Raw genomic sequence first — 16,545 nt, 5'->3', positions numbered from 1 at the left:
CCCTGCGGATGGTTCTGCGAGGCCCTGCGAGCCGCCGCGCGGCTCGCGCGGAGGGACCCGGGCGCCTTACTGGTTGTAGGGGCCGTAGTCGTAGTCCTCCAGCGGAACGGCCTGGCCGGAGCCGGTGCCGAACGGCGAGTAGTCGATGTCGTCGTACCCGACGGCCGAGTACATCGCGGCCTTCGCCTCCTCGGTCGGCTCGACCCGGATGTTGCGGTAGCGGGACAGGCCCGTACCGGCCGGGATGAGCTTACCGATGATGACGTTCTCCTTGAGGCCGATCAGGGAGTCCGACTTGGCGTTGATCGCCGCGTCGGTGAGGACCCTGGTCGTCTCCTGGAAGGAGGCCGCGGACAGCCACGACTCGGTCGCCAGCGAGGCCTTGGTGATACCCATGAGCTGCGGACGGCCGGAGGCCGGGTGGCCGCCCTCCTGCACGACGCGGCGGTTCTCGCCCTCGAACTTCGAGCGCTCGACCAGCTCACCGGGCAGCAGCTCGGCGTCACCGGACTCGATGATCGTCACACGGCGCAGCATCTGCCGGATGATGATCTCGATGTGCTTGTCGTGGATCGACACGCCCTGGCTGTTGTAGACCTTCTGCACCTCGCCGACCAGGTGGACCTGGACGGCGCGCTGGCCGAGGATGCGCAGCACGTCGTGCGGGTTGGCCGCACCGACGGTCAGCGGCTGGCCGACGGCGACGTGGTCGCCCTCGCCCACCAGCAGACGGGAGCGCTTGGAGACCGGGTAGGCCGTCTCGTCGCTGCCGTCGTCCGGCGTGACGACGACCTTCTTCGTCTTCTCGGTCTCCTCGATGCGCACCCGGCCGGCCGCCTCGGTGATCGGGGCGACACCCTTCGGGGTGCGCGCCTCGAACAGCTCGACGACACGCGGCAGACCCTGGGTGATGTCGTCACCGGCCACACCACCGGTGTGGAAGGTACGCATCGTCAGCTGGGTGCCAGGCTCACCGATGGACTGGGCGGCGATGATGCCGACGGCCTCGCCGATGTCCACCAGCTTGCCGGTGGCCAGGGAGCGGCCGTAGCACATGGCGCAGGTGCCGACGGCGGACTCGCAGGTCAGGACCGAGCGGGTCTTGACCGTCTCGACGCCGTGCCGGACGACCTCCTCGATGAGGACGTCGCCCAGGTCGGTGCCGGCCGGGGCCAGCACCTTGCCGTCGACGACGATGTCCTCGGCGAGGCAGCGCGCGTACACGCTGGTCTCGACGTCCTCCGTCTTCCGCAGCGTGCCGTCCGCGCCCCTGACGGCGATCGGCAGCTTGAGGCCGCGGTCGGTGCCGCAGTCCTCCTCGCGGATGATGACGTCCTGCGAGACGTCCACCAGACGACGGGTGAGATACCCCGAGTCGGCGGTCCGCAGGGCGGTGTCGGCGAGACCCTTACGCGCACCGTGCGTGGAGATGAAGTACTCCAGCACGGACAGGCCCTCACGGAACGAGGACTTGATGGGACGCGGGATGGTCTCGTTCTTCGCGTTCGACACCAGACCGCGCATACCCGCGATCTGCCGCATCTGCATCATGTTTCCGCGCGCGCCCGAGTCGACCATCATGAAGATGGCGTTCGTCTTGGGGAAGTTCACGTTCATGGCCTCGGCGACCTCGTTCGTCGCCTTGGTCCAGATCTCGATGAGCTCCTGCGAACGCTCGTTCTTGGTGATCAGACCGCGCTCGTACTGCTTCTGGACCTTCTCGTCCTTCGCCTCGTACCCGGCGATGATCTCCTTCTTCGCCTCGGGCACGACGACGTCGGAGATGGCGATGGTGACGCCCGAGCGGGTGGCCCAGTGGTAACCGGCCGACTTGAGGTTGTCCAGCGTCGCGGCGACCGCCACCTTCGGGTAGCGCTCGGCCAGGTCGTTGACGATCTGGGAGAGCTGCTTCTTACCGACGGTGTAGTTGACGAACGGGAACTCCTCGGGCAGGAGCTCGTTGAAGAGCGCCCGGCCCAGCGTCGTCTTGAGCCGGAAGCCGTCGCCCGGCTGCCAGGCGGCCTCGCCCTCCTCCGGAGCCGGCGGGGTCCAGCCCAGCGGCGGGACGGAGCCGACCGGGAAGCGGATCTCCACCTCGGCCTGGAGCGAGAGCTCGCCGGCGTCGAAGGCCATGATCGCCTCGGCGGTGGAGGCGAACGACCGGCCCGCGCCCTTGACGTCCCGCTCCCCCGCCTCGCTGGACAGGAAGAACAGGCCGAGCACCATGTCCTGGGTGGGCATGGTCACCGGACGGCCGTCGGCGGGCTTGAGGATGTTGTTCGAGGACAGCATCAGGATGCGGGCCTCGGCCTGAGCCTCCGCGGACAGCGGCAGGTGGACGGCCATCTGGTCACCGTCGAAGTCCGCGTTGAACGCGGTGCACACGAGCGGGTGGATCTGAATGGCCTTGCCCTCGACCAGCTGCGGTTCGAAGGCCTGGATGCCGAGGCGGTGCAGCGTCGGCGCACGGTTCAGCAGCACCGGGTGCTCGGCGATGACCTCTTCGAGGACGTCGTACACCACGGTGCGCTGGCGCTCGACCATGCGCTTGGCCGACTTGATGTTCTGCGCGTGGTTCAGGTCGACCAGGCGCTTCATCACGAACGGCTTGAACAGCTCCAGCGCCATGGCCTTCGGCAGTCCGCACTGGTGCAGCTTGAGCTGCGGGCCGACGACGATGACGGAACGCGCCGAGTAGTCGACACGCTTACCGAGCAGGTTCTGCCGGAAGCGGCCCTGCTTGCCCTTGAGCATGTCGGACAGCGACTTCAGCGGCCGGTTGCCCGGGCCCGTCACCGGACGACCGCGGCGGCCGTTGTCGAACAGCGCGTCGACGGCCTCCTGCAGCATCCGCTTCTCGTTGTTCACGATGATCTCGGGGGCACCGAGGTCGAGGAGACGCTTGAGGCGGTTGTTGCGGTTGATGACGCGGCGGTACAGGTCGTTCAGGTCGGAGGTCGCGAAGCGGCCACCGTCCAGCTGCACCATCGGACGCAGGTCCGGCGGGATGACCGGGACGCAGTCCAGCACCATGCCCTTGGGGCTGTTGGACGTCTGCAGGAACGCGGAGACGACCTTGAGCCGCTTGAGGGCGCGGGTCTTCTTCTGGCCCTTGCCGGTGCGGATGATCTCGCGGAGGCGCTCGGCCTCCTCCTCCAGGTCGAAGGTCTCCAGCCGCTTCTGCAGAGCGGCGGCGCCCATCGAACCGTCGAAGTAGGTGCCGAAGCGGTCCCGCAGCTCGCGGTAGAGCAGCTCGTCACCCTCCAGGTCCTGGACCTTGAGGTTCTTGAAGCGGCTCCACACCTCGTCAAGGCGGTCGATCTCGCGCTGCGCGCGGTCGCGGAGCTGCTTCATCTCGCGCTCGGCGCCCTCGCGCACCTTGCGGCGGACGTCGGCCTTGGCGCCCTCGGCCTCCAGCTCGGCGAGGTCGGCCTCCTGCTTCTTGGCGCGCGCCTCCAGGTCGGAGTCGCGGCGCTGCTCGATCTGCTGACGCTCGACGGAGACGTGGGCCTCCAACGAGGGCAGGTCGCGGGTGCGGCGTTCCTCGTCCACGTACGTGATCATGTACGCGGCGAAGTAGATGACCTTCTCCAGGTCCTTCGGCGCGAGGTCCAGCAGGTAGCCGAGGCGGCTCGGCACACCCTTGAAGTACCAGATGTGCGTCACGGGAGCGGCCAGCTCGATGTGGCCCATCCGCTCACGGCGCACCTTGGCGCGGGTCACCTCGACGCCGCAGCGCTCGCAGATGATGCCCTTGAACCGGACGCGCTTGTACTTGCCGCAGTAGCACTCCCAGTCCCGGGTGGGGCCGAAGATCTTCTCGCAGAAGAGTCCGTCCTTCTCGGGCTTGAGGGTGCGGTAGTTGATGGTCTCCGGCTTCTTGACCTCGCCGTGGGACCACTGACGAATGTCGTCAGCGGTGGCCAGGCCAATCCGCAGCTCGTCGAAGAAGTTGACGTCGAGCACTCTCGTCAATCCCTCTCAGGGTCGTGTCAATTGTGGTCTGAACGGGGTCCGGGGAGTGCCGGGGGGCCGTGGTGTGCACGGCCCCCCGACCACCCGTCAGACCTCTTCGACGCTGCTCGGCTCGCGCCGGGACAGGTCGATACCGAGCTCTTCCGCGGCGCGGAAGACGTCCTCATCGGTGTCACGCATCTCGATCGACATGCCGTCCGAGGAGAGCACCTCCACGTTCAGGCAGAGCGACTGCATCTCCTTGATGAGCACCTTGAAGGACTCGGGGATGCCGGGCTCGGGGATGTTCTCGCCCTTGACGATGGCCTCGTAGACCTTCACGCGGCCGGTGACGTCGTCGGACTTGATGGTCAGCAGCTCCTGGAGGGCGTAGGCGGCGCCGTAAGCCTCCAGCGCCCACACCTCCATCTCACCGAAGCGCTGGCCACCGAACTGGGCCTTACCACCCAGCGGCTGCTGGGTGATCATGCTGTACGGGCCGGTGGAGCGGGCGTGCAGCTTGTCGTCCACCAGGTGGTGCAGCTTGAGGATGTACATGTAGCCGATGGAGATCGGGGCCGGGAACGGCTCGCCGGAGCGGCCGTCGAACAGCCGGGCCTTGCCGGACGGCAGCACGACCCGCTCGCCGTCGCGGTTGGGCAGCGCGTGCTCGAACAGGCCCGTCAGCTCGTCCTCGCGGGCGCCGTCGAAGACCGGGGTGGCGACGTTGGTGCCCGGGGCCACCTCGTCGGCGCCGATGGCCTTCAGCCGCTCCATCCACTCCTCGCTGCCCTCGACCTTCCAGCCCTGGGAGGCCAGCCAGCCGAGGTGGATCTCCAGCACCTGGCCCGGGTTCATCCGGGACGGGACGCCGAGCGGGTTGAGGATGACGTCGACCGGGGTGCCGTCCTCGGTGAACGGCATGTCCTCGACCGGCAGGATCTTGGAGATGACGCCCTTGTTGCCGTGCCGGCCGGCGAGCTTGTCACCGTCGGTGATCTTGCGCTTCTGGGCCACGTAGACGCGCACGAGCTGGTTCACGCCCGGGGGCAGCTCGTCGCCCTCCTCGCGGTCGAAGACGCGGACGCCGATGACCTTGCCGGTCTCGCCGTGCGGCACCTTCAGCGAGGTGTCACGGACCTCGCGGGCCTTCTCACCGAAGATCGCGCGCAGCAGACGCTCCTCCGGCGTCAGCTCCGTCTCACCCTTCGGGGTGACCTTGCCGACCAGGATGTCCCCGGCCTCGACCTCGGCACCGATCCGGATGATGCCGCGCTCGTCGAGGTCGGCCAGGACCTCCTCGGAGACGTTCGGGATGTCCCGGGTGATCTCCTCGGGGCCGAGCTTGGTGTCCCGGGCGTCGACCTCGTGCTCCTCGATGTGGATCGAGGACAGGACGTCGTCCTGCACGAGGCGCTGCGACAGGATGATCGCGTCCTCGTAGTTGTAGCCCTCCCACGGCATGAACGCCACGAGGAGGTTCTTGCCGAGGGCCATCTCGCCGTCCTGCGTGGACGGGCCGTCGGCCAGGACCTGGCCCTCGATGACCCGGGCGCCCTCGTCGACGATCACCTTCTGGTTGAAGGAGGTGCCCTGGTTGGAGCGGTAGAACTTGGCGACGCGGTACGTCGTGTACGTGCCGTCGTCGTTGGCCACCGTGACGTAGTCGGCGGAGACCTCCTGGACGACACCGTCCTTCTCGGCCTTGATGACGTCGCCGGCGTCGACCGCGGAGCGGTACTCCATGCCGGTGCCGACCAGCGGCGACTCCGCCTTCAGCAGCGGCACGGCCTGGCGCATCATGTTCGAGCCCATGAGCGCGCGGTTGGCGTCGTCGTGCTCCAGGAAGGGGATCATGGCCGTCGCGACCGACACCATCTGGCGCGGCGAGACGTCCATGTAGTCGACCTCGTCACCCGTGACGTAGTCGACCTCGCCGCCACGGCGGCGGACGAGGACGCGGGCCTCGGCGAAGTGCATGTCATCGGTCAGCGGCGCGTTGGCCTGCGCGATGACGAAGCGGTCCTCCTCGTCGGCCGTCAGGTAGTGCGCCTCGTCGGTGACGACGCCGTCCACCACCTTGCGGTACGGCGTCTCCACGAAGCCGAAGGCGTTGACCCGGCCGTAGGAGGCGAGCGAACCGATCAGACCGATGTTCGGGCCTTCCGGCGTCTCGATCGGGCACATGCGGCCGTAGTGCGAGGGGTGCACGTCACGGACCTCGAAGCCGGCCCGCTCACGCGACAGACCACCCGGGCCCAGCGCCGACAGGCGGCGCTTGTGGGTCAGACCCGACAGCGGGTTCGTCTGGTCCATGAACTGCGAGAGCTGGCTGGTGCCGAAGAACTCCTTGATGGAGGCGACGACCGGCCGGATGTTGATCAGTGTCTGCGGCGTGATCGCCTCGACGTCCTGCGTGGTCATGCGCTCGCGGACCACGCGCTCCATACGGGCGAGACCGGTGCGGACCTGGTTCTGGATCAGCTCGCCGACGTTGCGCAGGCGGCGGTTGCCGAAGTGGTCGATGTCGTCCGTCTCGACGACGATCTCGTCGCCCTCGGCGCTGACCGTCTCCGTCTCCCCGGCGTGCAGCTTCACCAGGTACTTGATCGTGGCGATGATGTCGGCGCTGGTGAGCACGCCGGAGTCCAGCGGCTCGTCGCCGCCGAGCTTCTTGTTGATCTTGTACCGGCCGACCTTGGCGAGGTCGTAGCGCTTCGGGTTGAAGTAGAGGTTCTCCAGCAGGGTCTGGGCGGCCTCCTTCGTCGGCGGCTCGCCCGGACGCAGCTTGCGGTAGATGTCCAGCAGCGCGTCGTCCTGCCCCTGGGTGTGGTCCTTCTCCAGGGTGGCCCGCATGGACTCGTACTGGCCGAACTCCTCCAGGATCTGGTCGTTCGTCCAGCCCAGGGCCTTCAGCAGCACGGTGACCGACTGCTTGCGCTTGCGGTCGATGCGCACACCGACCATGTCACGCTTGTCGACCTCCATCTCCAGCCAGGCACCGCGGGACGGGATGACCTTGGCGGAGTAGATCTCCTTGTCGGAGGTCTTGTCCAGGGAGCTGTCGAAGTACACGCCCGGCGAGCGGACGAGCTGCGAGACCACGACACGCTCGGTGCCGTTGATGACGAAGGTGCCCTTGTTCGTCATGAGCGGGAAGTCGCCCATGAAGACCGTCTGGGACTTGATCTCGCCGGTCTCGTTGTTGGTGAACTCGGCGGTGACGAAGAGCGGAGCGGCGTAGGTGAAGTCACGCTCCTTGCACTCGTCGATCGAGTTCTTCGGCGGCTCGAACCGGTGGTCGCGGAACGTCAGCGACATGGAGCCGGAGAAGTCCTCGATCGGGGAGATCTCCTCGAAGATCTCCTCCAGACCGGACTTGGTGGGGACGTCCTCCCCCCGGTCGAGGGCAGCCTCGACCCGCCCCTTCCACGCCTCGTTGCCGAGCAGCCAGTCGAAGCTCTCGGTTTGGAGGGCAAGGAGGTTGGGAACCCCGAGGGGCTCCTTGATCTTCGCAAAGGAAATACGCAGCGGTGCGGTGCTGGCGCCGTTGTTCGAATTGACGGTCGAGGCGTTGCGCGAGGCGGCCAAGAGGGGGTCCTTCCGAGGGCTCGGACTCACTACGCGCATACCGGTGCCCCTGGTGACGGGCAGGGAGCAGCTATAAGGCAGCGCAAAGGGTCAGTGTAGCCACAAGGCCCACTGATGTCCAGAGCGGAACATCGGAGATCGGCGCAGGGCCTCTCTCTCCCTCCGGGAGCTCTTCCTCGGTTGTCTGTCGGGTACTGCCTCGGCGCTGTCCTTCGGCCCGCCTCTCGGTGCCTGCCGCAAGACTTCCCACATCGCCGAGGATCCATGCCTCGGGTTGCGCGGAACTCCGAACCGGTGCGCCCCCTGACGCCACGGCGCTTGTGAGAATCGCGCGCCCGGACGCCATACGTCAAGGCCCCGCACTCCGCCGCGGCCGTCACACCCGCGATGTGCGGCGGCCGAAGACCGCCCCGTTCCGCCCGACACCTCCGTCACGGAGGGTCGCGCCGAACACCGGTGATCACCCTACCCGCGGCGGACGCGAAGGCAAGGAGAGCGGCACGCGCCTGGAAGGGTGACCGGCGGGTAATCCCGGGAATTCACTCGCCTGTGGGCCCCCGAAAACGCCCGAGGGCGACCACCCGGATGGGTGATCGCCCTCGGCGAGCGGGTCGGGAGCCGCGTGCGGCCTCCGCCCCGCGGAGGTTCAGCGGGTCACTTGACCTCGACGGAGGCGCCGGCGCCCTCGAGGGCCTCCTTGGCCTTGTCCGCGGCCTCCTTGTTGGCCTTCTCCAGAACCGGCTTCGGCGTGTTGTCGACCAGGTCCTTGGCCTCCTTCAGGCCGAGGGAGGTCAGCTCGCGCACGACCTTGATGACCTGGATCTTCTTGTCACCGGCGCCGGTGAGGACGACGTCGAACTCGTCCTTCTCCTCGGCGGCGGCGGCCTCGCCACCACCCTGGGCCGGAGCGGCGACGACGGCGGCCGGAGCGGCGGCCTCGACGTCGAACTTCTCCTCGAACTTCTTCACGAACTCGGAGAGCTCGAGCAGAGTCATGCCCTCGAACTGCTCGAGCAGCTCGTCCTGGGTGAGCTTCGCCATGGTTGGCGTCCTTCCACTAAGTCGGCTGGTGCCGGATGTCGTACATGTCGGCGGGCGTGCGCCTGGCGGCTTCGCTTCGTAGACGGGGCCCGCTGGACCGGGGAGTGGTTACTCCGCGGCCTCGGCGGGAGCCGGCGTACCGGCACCGCCCTGCTCGGCCTTGGCACGCAGCGCGTCCGCGGTGCGGACGAACTTCGTGAGCGGGGCCTGGAAGGTCGCCGCGGCCTTGGCCATGGACGCCTTCATGCCACCGGCCAGCTTGGCGAGCAGCACCTCGCGGGACTCGAGGTCCGCAAGCTTCCTGATCTCGTCCGCGCTCAGGGCATTGCCGTCAAGGACACCGCCCTTGACCTCGAGCGCGGGGTTGTTCTTGGCGAAGTCACGCAGACCCTTGGCCGCCTCGACCGGGTCACCGGCCACGAAGGTGACCGCCGTCGAGCCCACCAGGAACTCGTCGAGTGCGGTGATCCCGGCCTCCTTGGCCGCGATCTTGGTCAGCGTGTTCTTCACCACACGGTACTGGGCGTTGTCACCGAGCGAGCGGCGCAGCTCCTTGAGCTGTGCCACGGAAAGACCGGTGTACGCGGTGACCACAGCGGCGTTGGAGTTCCGGAACTTCTCCGTCATCTCCTCAACGGCTGCGACCTTGTCGGGCGTCGCCATGAGCCTCGCGCCTCCTTCCGGGTGTTGGTCCTCGGCCGGTCCTACGACCGGCCCGTCGCGCCGGACCGCCCCATCGGGCACTACAGGAAGGAGCCGCTCAACAAGCGAAACGCCCCGGTGCGCAGGCGCACGGGGCGTGACTCGACGGCTCGGGCTCGCGCCCATGCCGGAGTGGACCTCATGTGCCTGCACGGGCCGTCCGCCCAACGGGCGGATCCTTAGGCCACTGAGCACCACCTCGCGGAGGCACACAGCAACGACCAGCGGTCTTTGGCTACCGCGACACTGTACGGGCAGGCCCTCCGCCAGGGCAAATCCGTCCCCCCGCACGTGGGAGGTCTGCGCGTAGGCGCAGAGCTGGCAAGCGCGGTTTGCACCCCGCACCGGGAGGGGGCCGCCTCTCCCGCACCTCGCGGGCCCCGGGCACGCCGTGGCCGCCCGCGCGGTCCCCGCGCCCCTGAAGGGGCGCGGGGACCGCGGTTGGGTCAGACCGCGCCCGGGCCGCCCAGGTCCTCCAGCATCTGCAGGAAGTCGAAGGTGTCCTCCGCCGGCGGGGCCTGCGGGGCGACCTCGACGCCGTAGTCGGTGATGCGCTGGGTGACCTCCATGGCGCCCATGGGGCTGTCCATCGTCATCGTCAGCTTCACCGGCATGTCGTCGCCGTTGATCCAGACGTCGAGGTCGAGGCTCTCGATGCCCGTCTCGTCCATGCCCTCGAGGAGCTCCTTGCGCTCCTCCTCGGTCATGAAGTCCGCGGAGGCGGACTGCTCCATCTCCATCTCCAGGAGCTCGGCGATGCTCAGCGTGCCCTGGTAGTGCTGCGTGGCCTCGCCGTCCAGCTTCTCGGCGCCGACGTGCTCGATGCTGGGCGAGTCCAGCAGGAGGGCCATCTGCTCGGCCGGGCTCTGGCCCATGTCCTGCAGACCGCCCGTCATCTGCCGGGCGATCTCCTCGTCCTCGGTCTGCTCCGCCAGCGCGCCCAGATCCATCTTGATCCAGCTCTTGCCGTCGGTCTCGGCCGCCATGGCCTCGCCCATGTGCATGTACATGATGTCGTCGAGCCAGATCATGCGGATCTCGTCCGGCATGCCGGGCTCACCGGCCGCCTCCTCGAAGGCGGAGCCGCTCAGCGTGAAGTCCATGGCGACCGGGTCCCAGGACATGACGCCGTGCATCTCCATCGCCCCGGCCTCGCCCCCCGGACCGGCCGCGCCCTCGGGCATCTTCATCGTCATCTCGACCCGGGCGGACTTCGCCTCGGTGGTCTTCTTCGTGGCCGCCGTCATCACCTGGAGCGCGGAGCGCTCCTCGGTGCGCTGCTCGGCGGACTTCGCCGGAGCCGGCTTGCCCCCGTCGTCGCTCTTGTCGCCGCCGCCGGAGCAGCCCGTCAGCACGACGGCCGCGGCCAGGCTCGCGGCTCCCAGCGCCGTCTTACGTATCGGACGCATGCGTCCCCCCAAGTTGTGCCAGTGAATGTGCCAACCGTAGTGCATGAGGGCAGGTGTCCGACAACGGCAAAACCCCCGCTCCGGAGGAGCGGGGGTCTCGGGTCACACTCGACCGACGCGTCAGGCCGCCTCGTCCTCGACGAGGAGGTTGCGGGTGCGGTTGGAGTCGACCGGAATGCCGGGGCCCATCGTGGTGGTGATGGTGGCCTTCTTGATGTACCGGCCCTTGGCCGCGGACGGCTTCAGCCGGTTGATCTCCTCCAGCGCCGCCGCGTAGTTCTCGACGAGCTGCTCGTCGCTGAACGAGACCTTGCCGATGATGAAGTGCAGGTTCGCGTGCTTGTCGACACGGAACTCGATCTTGCCGCCCTTGATCTCGGTGACGGCCTTGGCGACGTCGGGGGTGACGGTGCCGGTCTTGGGGTTCGGCATCAGACCACGCGGACCGAGCACGCGGCCCAGGCGGCCGACCTTGCCCATGAGGTCCGGGGTGGCGACGACGGCGTCGAACTCGTTCAGGCGGTTGCCCTTGGAGATCTCGTCGATCAGCTCGTCGGAGCCGACGATGTCGGCGCCCGCGGCTTCCGCGGCGGCTGCACGGTCACCGGTCGCGAAGACCAGGACCCGGGCGGTCTTACCGGTGCCGTGCGGCAGGTTCACGGTGCCGCGGACCATCTGGTCGGCCTTGCGCGGGTCCACACCCAGCCGGAACGCGACCTCGACGGTGGGGTCGAACTTGACCCCGGAGGTCTCCTTGGCGAGGCGGACGGCCTCAAGGGGGGCGTAGAGCCGCGTGCGGTCGACCTTGGCGTCCGCGCTGCGGAGAGTCTTGCTGCGCTTCACTTCTGCTCCTGTGTTTCAGGTATGGAGTCGTGGTGTGGACCAAGCGCTCGGTCCTCCCACGGGAACTGCTGGTGACCGGGGTCGGTCAGCCCTCGACCGTCACGCCCATGGAACGCGCGGTGCCGGCGATGATCTTCTCGGCGGCGTCCAGGTCGTTCGCGTTGAGGTCGGGCATCTTGGTGGTGGCGATCTCCCGCACCTGGTCGCGCGTGATCTTGGCGACCTTCTTGGTGTGCGGCTCGCCCGAGCCCTTCTCCACGCCCGCGGCCTTGAGGATCATCTTCGCGGCCGGCGGGGTCTTGGTGACGAAGGTGAACGAACGGTCCTCGTAGACCGTGATCTCCACCGGGATGACCCAGCCGCGCTGCGACTCGGTCGCGGCGTTGTAGGCCTTGCAGAACTCCATGATGTTCACGCCGTGCTGGCCCAGCGCGGGGCCGACCGGCGGAGCCGGGTTCGCGGCACCGGCCTGGATCTGGAGCTTGATCAGCCCCGTGACCTTCTTCTTCTTGGGAGGCATGCTCTCTCCGGGTCTTGAGTGAGAGTGTTTCGCCGAACCATCCGTCATCCGGATGGAGGCATACCGCACCACGATAGCCAATGCCCCACCCCAGAGCGAAACCGGCAGGTCCCAAGCCTGGGGAGGGGCCGTGACGGCCACCGCCGGGCCCGCCGCCGGACGGGCCGGACCGCGGACGTCGCCGACGGCCGAGGTGCGTGTGAGGTGGCACGGAACGAGCCCCCGGCGGCGCCGCTGGCGCCGTGCGGGGGCTCGACCGGGCCGTGGGCCTCAGTTCTTCTGGATCTGGTCGAAGCTCAGCTCGACCGGGGTCTCGCGGCCGAAGATCTCCACCAGGCCCTTGACCTTCTTGGAGTCGGCGTTGATCTCGTTGATGGTCGCCTGCAGGGTGGCGAAGGGGCCGTCGGTGACGGTGACCGAGTCGCCCACCTCGAAGTCCAGCACCTGCACCTCGACCTTGCGGCTGGGCGCCGGGCGGCCCTCGGCCTCGGCGGCCTCCTTGGCGGCCTTCTCCTCGGCCTCGGGGGCGAGCATCTTGACGACCTCGTCCAGCGTGAGCGGGTACGGGTCGTAGGCGTTGCCGACGAAGCCGGTCACACCGGGGGTGTTGCGGACGACGCCCCAGGACTCGTTCGTCAGTTCCATGCGGACCAGCACGTAGCTGGGCAGCTTGTTCTGCCGGACGGTGCGGCGCTCGCCGTTCTTGATCTGGGCGACCTCTTCCTGCGGCACCTCGGCCTGGAAGATGTAGTCCTCGACGTTGAGCGAGACGGCACGCTGCTCCAGGTTCGTCTTCACCCGGTTCTCGTAGCCGGCGTAGGTGTGGATGACGTACCACTCGCCCGGCTGGAAGCGCAGCTCCTCGCGGAGCGCGGCGACGGGGTCGACGGGCTCTTCCTCGGCCTCCTCGACGGCCTCGGTGTCGACGGCCTCGGTGTCGACGGCCTCCGCGTCGTCCTCGGCGGCCTCGCCGGCCTCCACCTCGGCCTCGACCTCGGTGTCGGCTTCGACGGTGGGCTCCTCGACCGCGTCGGCGGCCTGCGCGGCCTCGGCCTGGTCGACGCTGTCGGCTGCCGTGGACTCGACGGAGTCGAGCGCAGCCTCGCCGCCCTGGGCGGGCTCGACGGCGTCGTTCAGGTTCGGGTCAGACACGGTAGCTGCTTCTTCCTGGCTTTATGGGGTCGAACATACGGATCGGCACCACGGAAGCGGTGCCGCCGCGGTGGGGCTCAGCCGAAGACGAACTCGACGGCCTTGCTGAATCCATAGTCAATCACGAAGACAAAACCGATGATGATGAGAACGAAGATGATCACCACGGTGGTGTACGTCGCGAGCTGCTGCCGCGTGGGCCAGACGACCTTGCGGAGTTCGGCGACGATCTGCCGGTAGAAGAGTGCCAGCCGAGCCAGCGGACCCTTCTTGGCTCGCTTGCCGCCGCGCCGCGGCTTCTTGTCGTCCGACGAACGCCCGGGCTCGGGGACCTCGGCAGTATCGGTGATCTCCGCCACTTGTCCTCACCTGATCCGGGGTCGGGGCCGTGCGACGTTCGGCCCAGCCGCACGGCGGTGCATTTCAGTACGTACGCCTGCACGCACCATCCTATGGGGTGGAGAAGATGCGTGAGCAGGGCCGGAGGGACTTGAACCCCCAACCGCTGGTTTTGGAGACCAGTGCTCTACCAATTGAGCTACGACCCTTTGCGGATCCCCCAACCTACCGCATCCCCGGCACTGCGTAGAGTGCCCGGCCCGCGGTCGCTGAAGGCCAACGAGGGAAGAGTGTACGTGCTCACCGCGCTGCCGTCGAACAGGTTGCACCCGACGGCTGTGCGCGAGCCCCCGCGCTGAGCCCCGTCGGCTTCCCGCACGAGGCTCCGGGGGAGGCGGGGACGCGGCACGGCACGGGCTCCGGGGCGGGTCCGTGCGCCGGCTCAGGGGCGGGCTCGGGCGCGGGACGGTGACTCCGGGGAGTGAAACCGTTGTGTCCGGCCGACGGCGAGTCTGCAACGATGCTGGTATGACTGCTGCAACCCCCTCAGACCAGTCCCCCGCCCCGACCGGGAACCGCGTGTCGGCGCGCATCGGCGCGATCTCCGAGTCGGCCACCCTGGCCGTCGACGCCAAGGCGAAGGCCCTCAAGGCGGCCGGACGGCCGGTCATCGGTTTCGGCGCGGGCGAGCCCGACTTCCCGACTCCCGACTACATCGTCGAGGCGGCGGTCGAGGCGTGCCGCAACCCCAGGTTCCACCGCTACACCCCGGCCGGCGGTCTGCCCGAGCTGAAGGCCGCCATCGCCGAGAAGACGCTGCGTGACTCGGGCTACCGGGTCGAGGCCGCCAACGTGCTCGTCACCAACGGCGGCAAGCAGGCCATCTACGAGGCCTTCGCCGCCATGCTGGACCCGGGCGACGAGGTCATCGTCCCGGCCCCGTACTGGACGACCTACCCGGAGTCGATCAAGCTCGCCGGCGGGGTTCCGGTGCCCGTCGTCGCCGACGAGACGACCGGCTACCGGGTGAGCGTCGAGCAGCTCGAGGCCGCGCGCACCGAGCGCACCAAGGTGCTGCTCTTCGTCTCCCCCTCCAACCCGACCGGCGCCGTGTACTCGCGCGAGCAGGTCGAGGCCGTCGGCCGCTGGGCCGCCGAGCACGGTCTGTGGGTGATGACGGACGAGATCTACGAGCACCTCGTCTACGGTGACGCCGAGTTCTCCTCGCTGCCCGTCGTCGTGCCGGAGCTGGCCGACCGCTGCGTCGTCGTCAACGGCGTGGCCAAGACGTACGCCATGACCGGCTGGCGGGTCGGTTGGATCATCGGCCCGAAGGACATCGTCAAGGCGGCGACGAACCTCCAGTCCCACGCCACCTCCAACGTCAGCAACGTGGCCCAGGCCGCCGCGCTGGCCGCCGTCTCCGGCGACCTGACGGCCGTGGACACGATGAAGGAGGCCTTCGACCGTCGGCGCCGCACGATCGTGCGGATGCTCAACGAGATCGACGGCGTCGTCTGCCCGGAGCCCGAGGGCGCGTTCTACGCCTACCCCTCGGTCAAGGGCCTCCTGGGCAAGGAGATCCGGGGCAAGCGCCCCGCCGACACCGTGGAGCTGGCCGCGCTGATCCTGGAGGAGGCCGAGGTCGCCGTCGTTCCCGGGGAGGCCTTCGGCACCCCGGGCTACCTGCGGCTGTCCTACGCCCTGGGCGACGAGGACCTCGTCGAGGGCGTCTCCCGGATCCAGAAGCTGCTGGCCGAGGCGCGCTGAGCCCGCCGGGCGGCGCGCGGCCGCCCGCGGTCCCTCTCCTTCGGACCCCCGTTCCGCCCGCGGGCGGGGGTCCGGCGCGTGGGGGGGGCCGGTGCGGGCGGGGCCGGCGCCCGTGGGTGCGGCGGGTGGACGTCTGTTCGCGGGGGTCGCGGAATTGCGGAAAGCCGCTTCCCGACTCCGGTGCTCTGCGGCAGGATCTTGGGATGGAACGCGCACGTGATGTCCGGCGGCTCCCCAAGGCCCACCTGCACCTGCACTTCACCGGCTCGATGCGGCCCGGCACACTGCTGGAGCTGGCCGACAAATACGGCGTCCACCTGCCGGACGCGCTGCGCGGCGGGGAGCCGCCCAAGCTGCGGGCCACGGACGAGCGCGGCTGGTTCCGCTTCCAGCGGCTCTACGACATCGCGCGCTCCTGCCTGCGCGAGCCCGAGGACATCCACCGGCTGGTCCGCGAGACGGCGGAGGAGGACCTGCGGGACGGCTCCAGGTGGCTGGAGATCCAGGTGGACCCGACCTCCTACGCGCCGCGGCTGGGTGGGCTGATCCCCGCGCTGGAGATCATCCTGGACGCCGTCGAGGCCGCCCAACGCCGCACGGGCCTGTCCATCCGGGTCCTCGTGGCCGCCAACCGCATGAAGCATCCGCTGGACGCCCGCACCCTGGCCCGGCTCGCGGTGCGCTACCGGGACCGGGGCGTCGTCGGCTTCGGGCTCTCCAACGACGAGCGGCGCGGCTTCGCGCGCGACTTCGACCGGGCGTTCGCCATCGCCCGCGACGGCGGGCTGCTCGCCGCGCCGCACGGCGGCGAGCTGACCGGGCCCAGCAGCGTGCGGGACTGCCTGGACGACCTGGCCGCGCGTCGCGTGGGGCACGGGGTGCGGGCCGCGGAGGACCCGGTGCTGCTCGGGCGGCTCGCCGACGCGGGCGTGACCTGCGAGGTCTGCCCCGCCTCGAACGTGGCCCTGGGGGTCTACGACAAACCCGCCGACGTCCCGCTGCGGGTGCTGTGGGACGCGGGGGTGCCGATGGCGCTGGGCGCCGACGATCCGTTGCTGTTCGGCTCCCGGCTGGCCGCCCAGTACGAGCTGGCCCGAGAGCACCACGGCTTCTCGGACGTGGAGCTGGCCGAGCTGGCCCGGCAGTCGGTGCGGGGCTCGGTGGCGCCCCCGGAGGTGCGCAAGGCCCTGCTGGCGGACATCGACGCCTGGCTGACGGCCTGAC

At 69.0% G+C, this 16,545-nt stretch carries 11 protein-coding genes and 1 tRNA gene; 2 read left to right on the top strand and 10 right to left on the bottom strand.

Annotated features, from left to right (window positions below; all coding sequences use genetic code 11):
* Positions 1–66: 66 nt before the first annotated feature.
* The 10 genes from O7609_RS14860 to O7609_RS14815 form a co-directional block, all read right to left on the bottom strand.
* Positions 67–3,966, bottom strand: coding sequence for a DNA-directed RNA polymerase subunit beta' (locus O7609_RS14860; protein ID WP_269737251.1), 3,900 nt, complete (start codon positions 3,964–3,966; stop codon positions 67–69).
* A gap of 96 nt (positions 3,967–4,062) precedes the next feature.
* On the bottom strand, positions 4,063–7,545 hold the full coding sequence (rpoB, locus tag O7609_RS14855; protein ID WP_269736473.1) for a DNA-directed RNA polymerase subunit beta: 3,483 nt from the start codon (positions 7,543–7,545) through the stop codon (positions 4,063–4,065).
* A 654-nt stretch (positions 7,546–8,199) separates the two neighbouring features.
* Complete coding sequence (gene rplL, locus O7609_RS14850; RefSeq protein ID WP_269736474.1) at positions 8,200–8,586, bottom strand: 50S ribosomal protein L7/L12; 387 nt, start codon at positions 8,584–8,586, stop codon at positions 8,200–8,202.
* A 108-nt stretch (positions 8,587–8,694) separates the two neighbouring features.
* A complete protein-coding gene (rplJ, locus tag O7609_RS14845; RefSeq protein WP_269736475.1) occupies positions 8,695–9,249 on the bottom strand; it encodes a 50S ribosomal protein L10 in 555 nt (184 codons plus the stop codon).
* A gap of 485 nt (positions 9,250–9,734) precedes the next feature.
* Positions 9,735–10,697, bottom strand: coding sequence for a hypothetical protein (locus O7609_RS14840; protein WP_269743695.1), 963 nt, complete (start codon positions 10,695–10,697; stop codon positions 9,735–9,737).
* 120 nt (positions 10,698–10,817) lie between these two features.
* Complete coding sequence (rplA, locus tag O7609_RS14835) at positions 10,818–11,540, bottom strand: 50S ribosomal protein L1 (RefSeq protein WP_269736477.1); 723 nt, start codon at positions 11,538–11,540, stop codon at positions 10,818–10,820.
* 85 nt (positions 11,541–11,625) lie between these two features.
* Positions 11,626–12,060 carry a 50S ribosomal protein L11 gene (rplK, locus tag O7609_RS14830; RefSeq protein ID WP_269736478.1) on the bottom strand — a complete coding sequence of 145 codons (435 nt, stop codon included), beginning with the start codon at positions 12,058–12,060 and terminating at the stop codon, positions 11,626–11,628.
* Between the two features lie 270 nt (positions 12,061–12,330).
* Positions 12,331–13,212, bottom strand: a complete 882-nt coding sequence (nusG, locus tag O7609_RS14825; protein ID WP_269743694.1) for a transcription termination/antitermination protein NusG — start codon at positions 13,210–13,212, stop codon at positions 12,331–12,333.
* 77 nt (positions 13,213–13,289) lie between these two features.
* Complete coding sequence (secE, locus tag O7609_RS14820) at positions 13,290–13,571, bottom strand: preprotein translocase subunit SecE (RefSeq protein WP_269736480.1); 282 nt, start codon at positions 13,569–13,571, stop codon at positions 13,290–13,292.
* 116 nt (positions 13,572–13,687) lie between these two features.
* Positions 13,688–13,760 (bottom strand) — tRNA-Trp (locus O7609_RS14815).
* 319 nt (positions 13,761–14,079) lie between these two features.
* Between O7609_RS14815 and O7609_RS14810 the strand changes: the two genes are divergently transcribed.
* The gene (locus O7609_RS14810; RefSeq protein WP_269736481.1) at positions 14,080–15,321 is read left to right on the top strand and encodes a pyridoxal phosphate-dependent aminotransferase; all 1,242 of its coding nucleotides are present in this window, start codon (positions 14,080–14,082) and stop codon (positions 15,319–15,321) included.
* A 203-nt stretch (positions 15,322–15,524) separates the two neighbouring features.
* A complete protein-coding gene (locus tag O7609_RS14805) occupies positions 15,525–16,544 on the top strand; it encodes an adenosine deaminase (RefSeq protein WP_269736482.1) in 1,020 nt (339 codons plus the stop codon).
* Position 16,545 lies beyond the last annotated feature (1 nt).

It is taken from the genome of Streptomyces sp. WMMC1477, assembly GCF_027460245.1.
In the GTDB taxonomy this organism is placed as follows: Bacteria; Actinomycetota; Actinomycetes; order Streptomycetales; family Streptomycetaceae; genus Streptomyces.
The sequence above is the reverse complement of the archived record's forward strand: the minus strand, read 5'-3'. Positions and strand labels throughout refer to the sequence as shown.

Bases quoted from the DNA above. Each gene is read 5' to 3' on its own strand.
- rplJ (WP_269736475.1), bottom strand. From the start codon at position 9,249: ATGGCGACGCCCGACAAGGTCGCAGCCGTTGAGGAGATGACGGAGAAG.
- O7609_RS14810 (WP_269736481.1), top strand. From the start codon at position 14,080: ATGACTGCTGCAACCCCCTCAGACCAGTCCCCCGCCCCGACCGGGAAC.
- rplK (WP_269736478.1), bottom strand. From the start codon at position 12,060: ATGCCTCCCAAGAAGAAGAAGGTCACGGGGCTGATCAAGCTCCAGATC.
- O7609_RS14805 (WP_269736482.1), top strand. From the start codon at position 15,525: ATGGAACGCGCACGTGATGTCCGGCGGCTCCCCAAGGCCCACCTGCAC.
- O7609_RS14840 (WP_269743695.1), bottom strand. From the start codon at position 10,697: ATGCGTCCGATACGTAAGACGGCGCTGGGAGCCGCGAGCCTGGCCGCG.
- rplL (WP_269736474.1), bottom strand. From the start codon at position 8,586: ATGGCGAAGCTCACCCAGGACGAGCTGCTCGAGCAGTTCGAGGGCATG.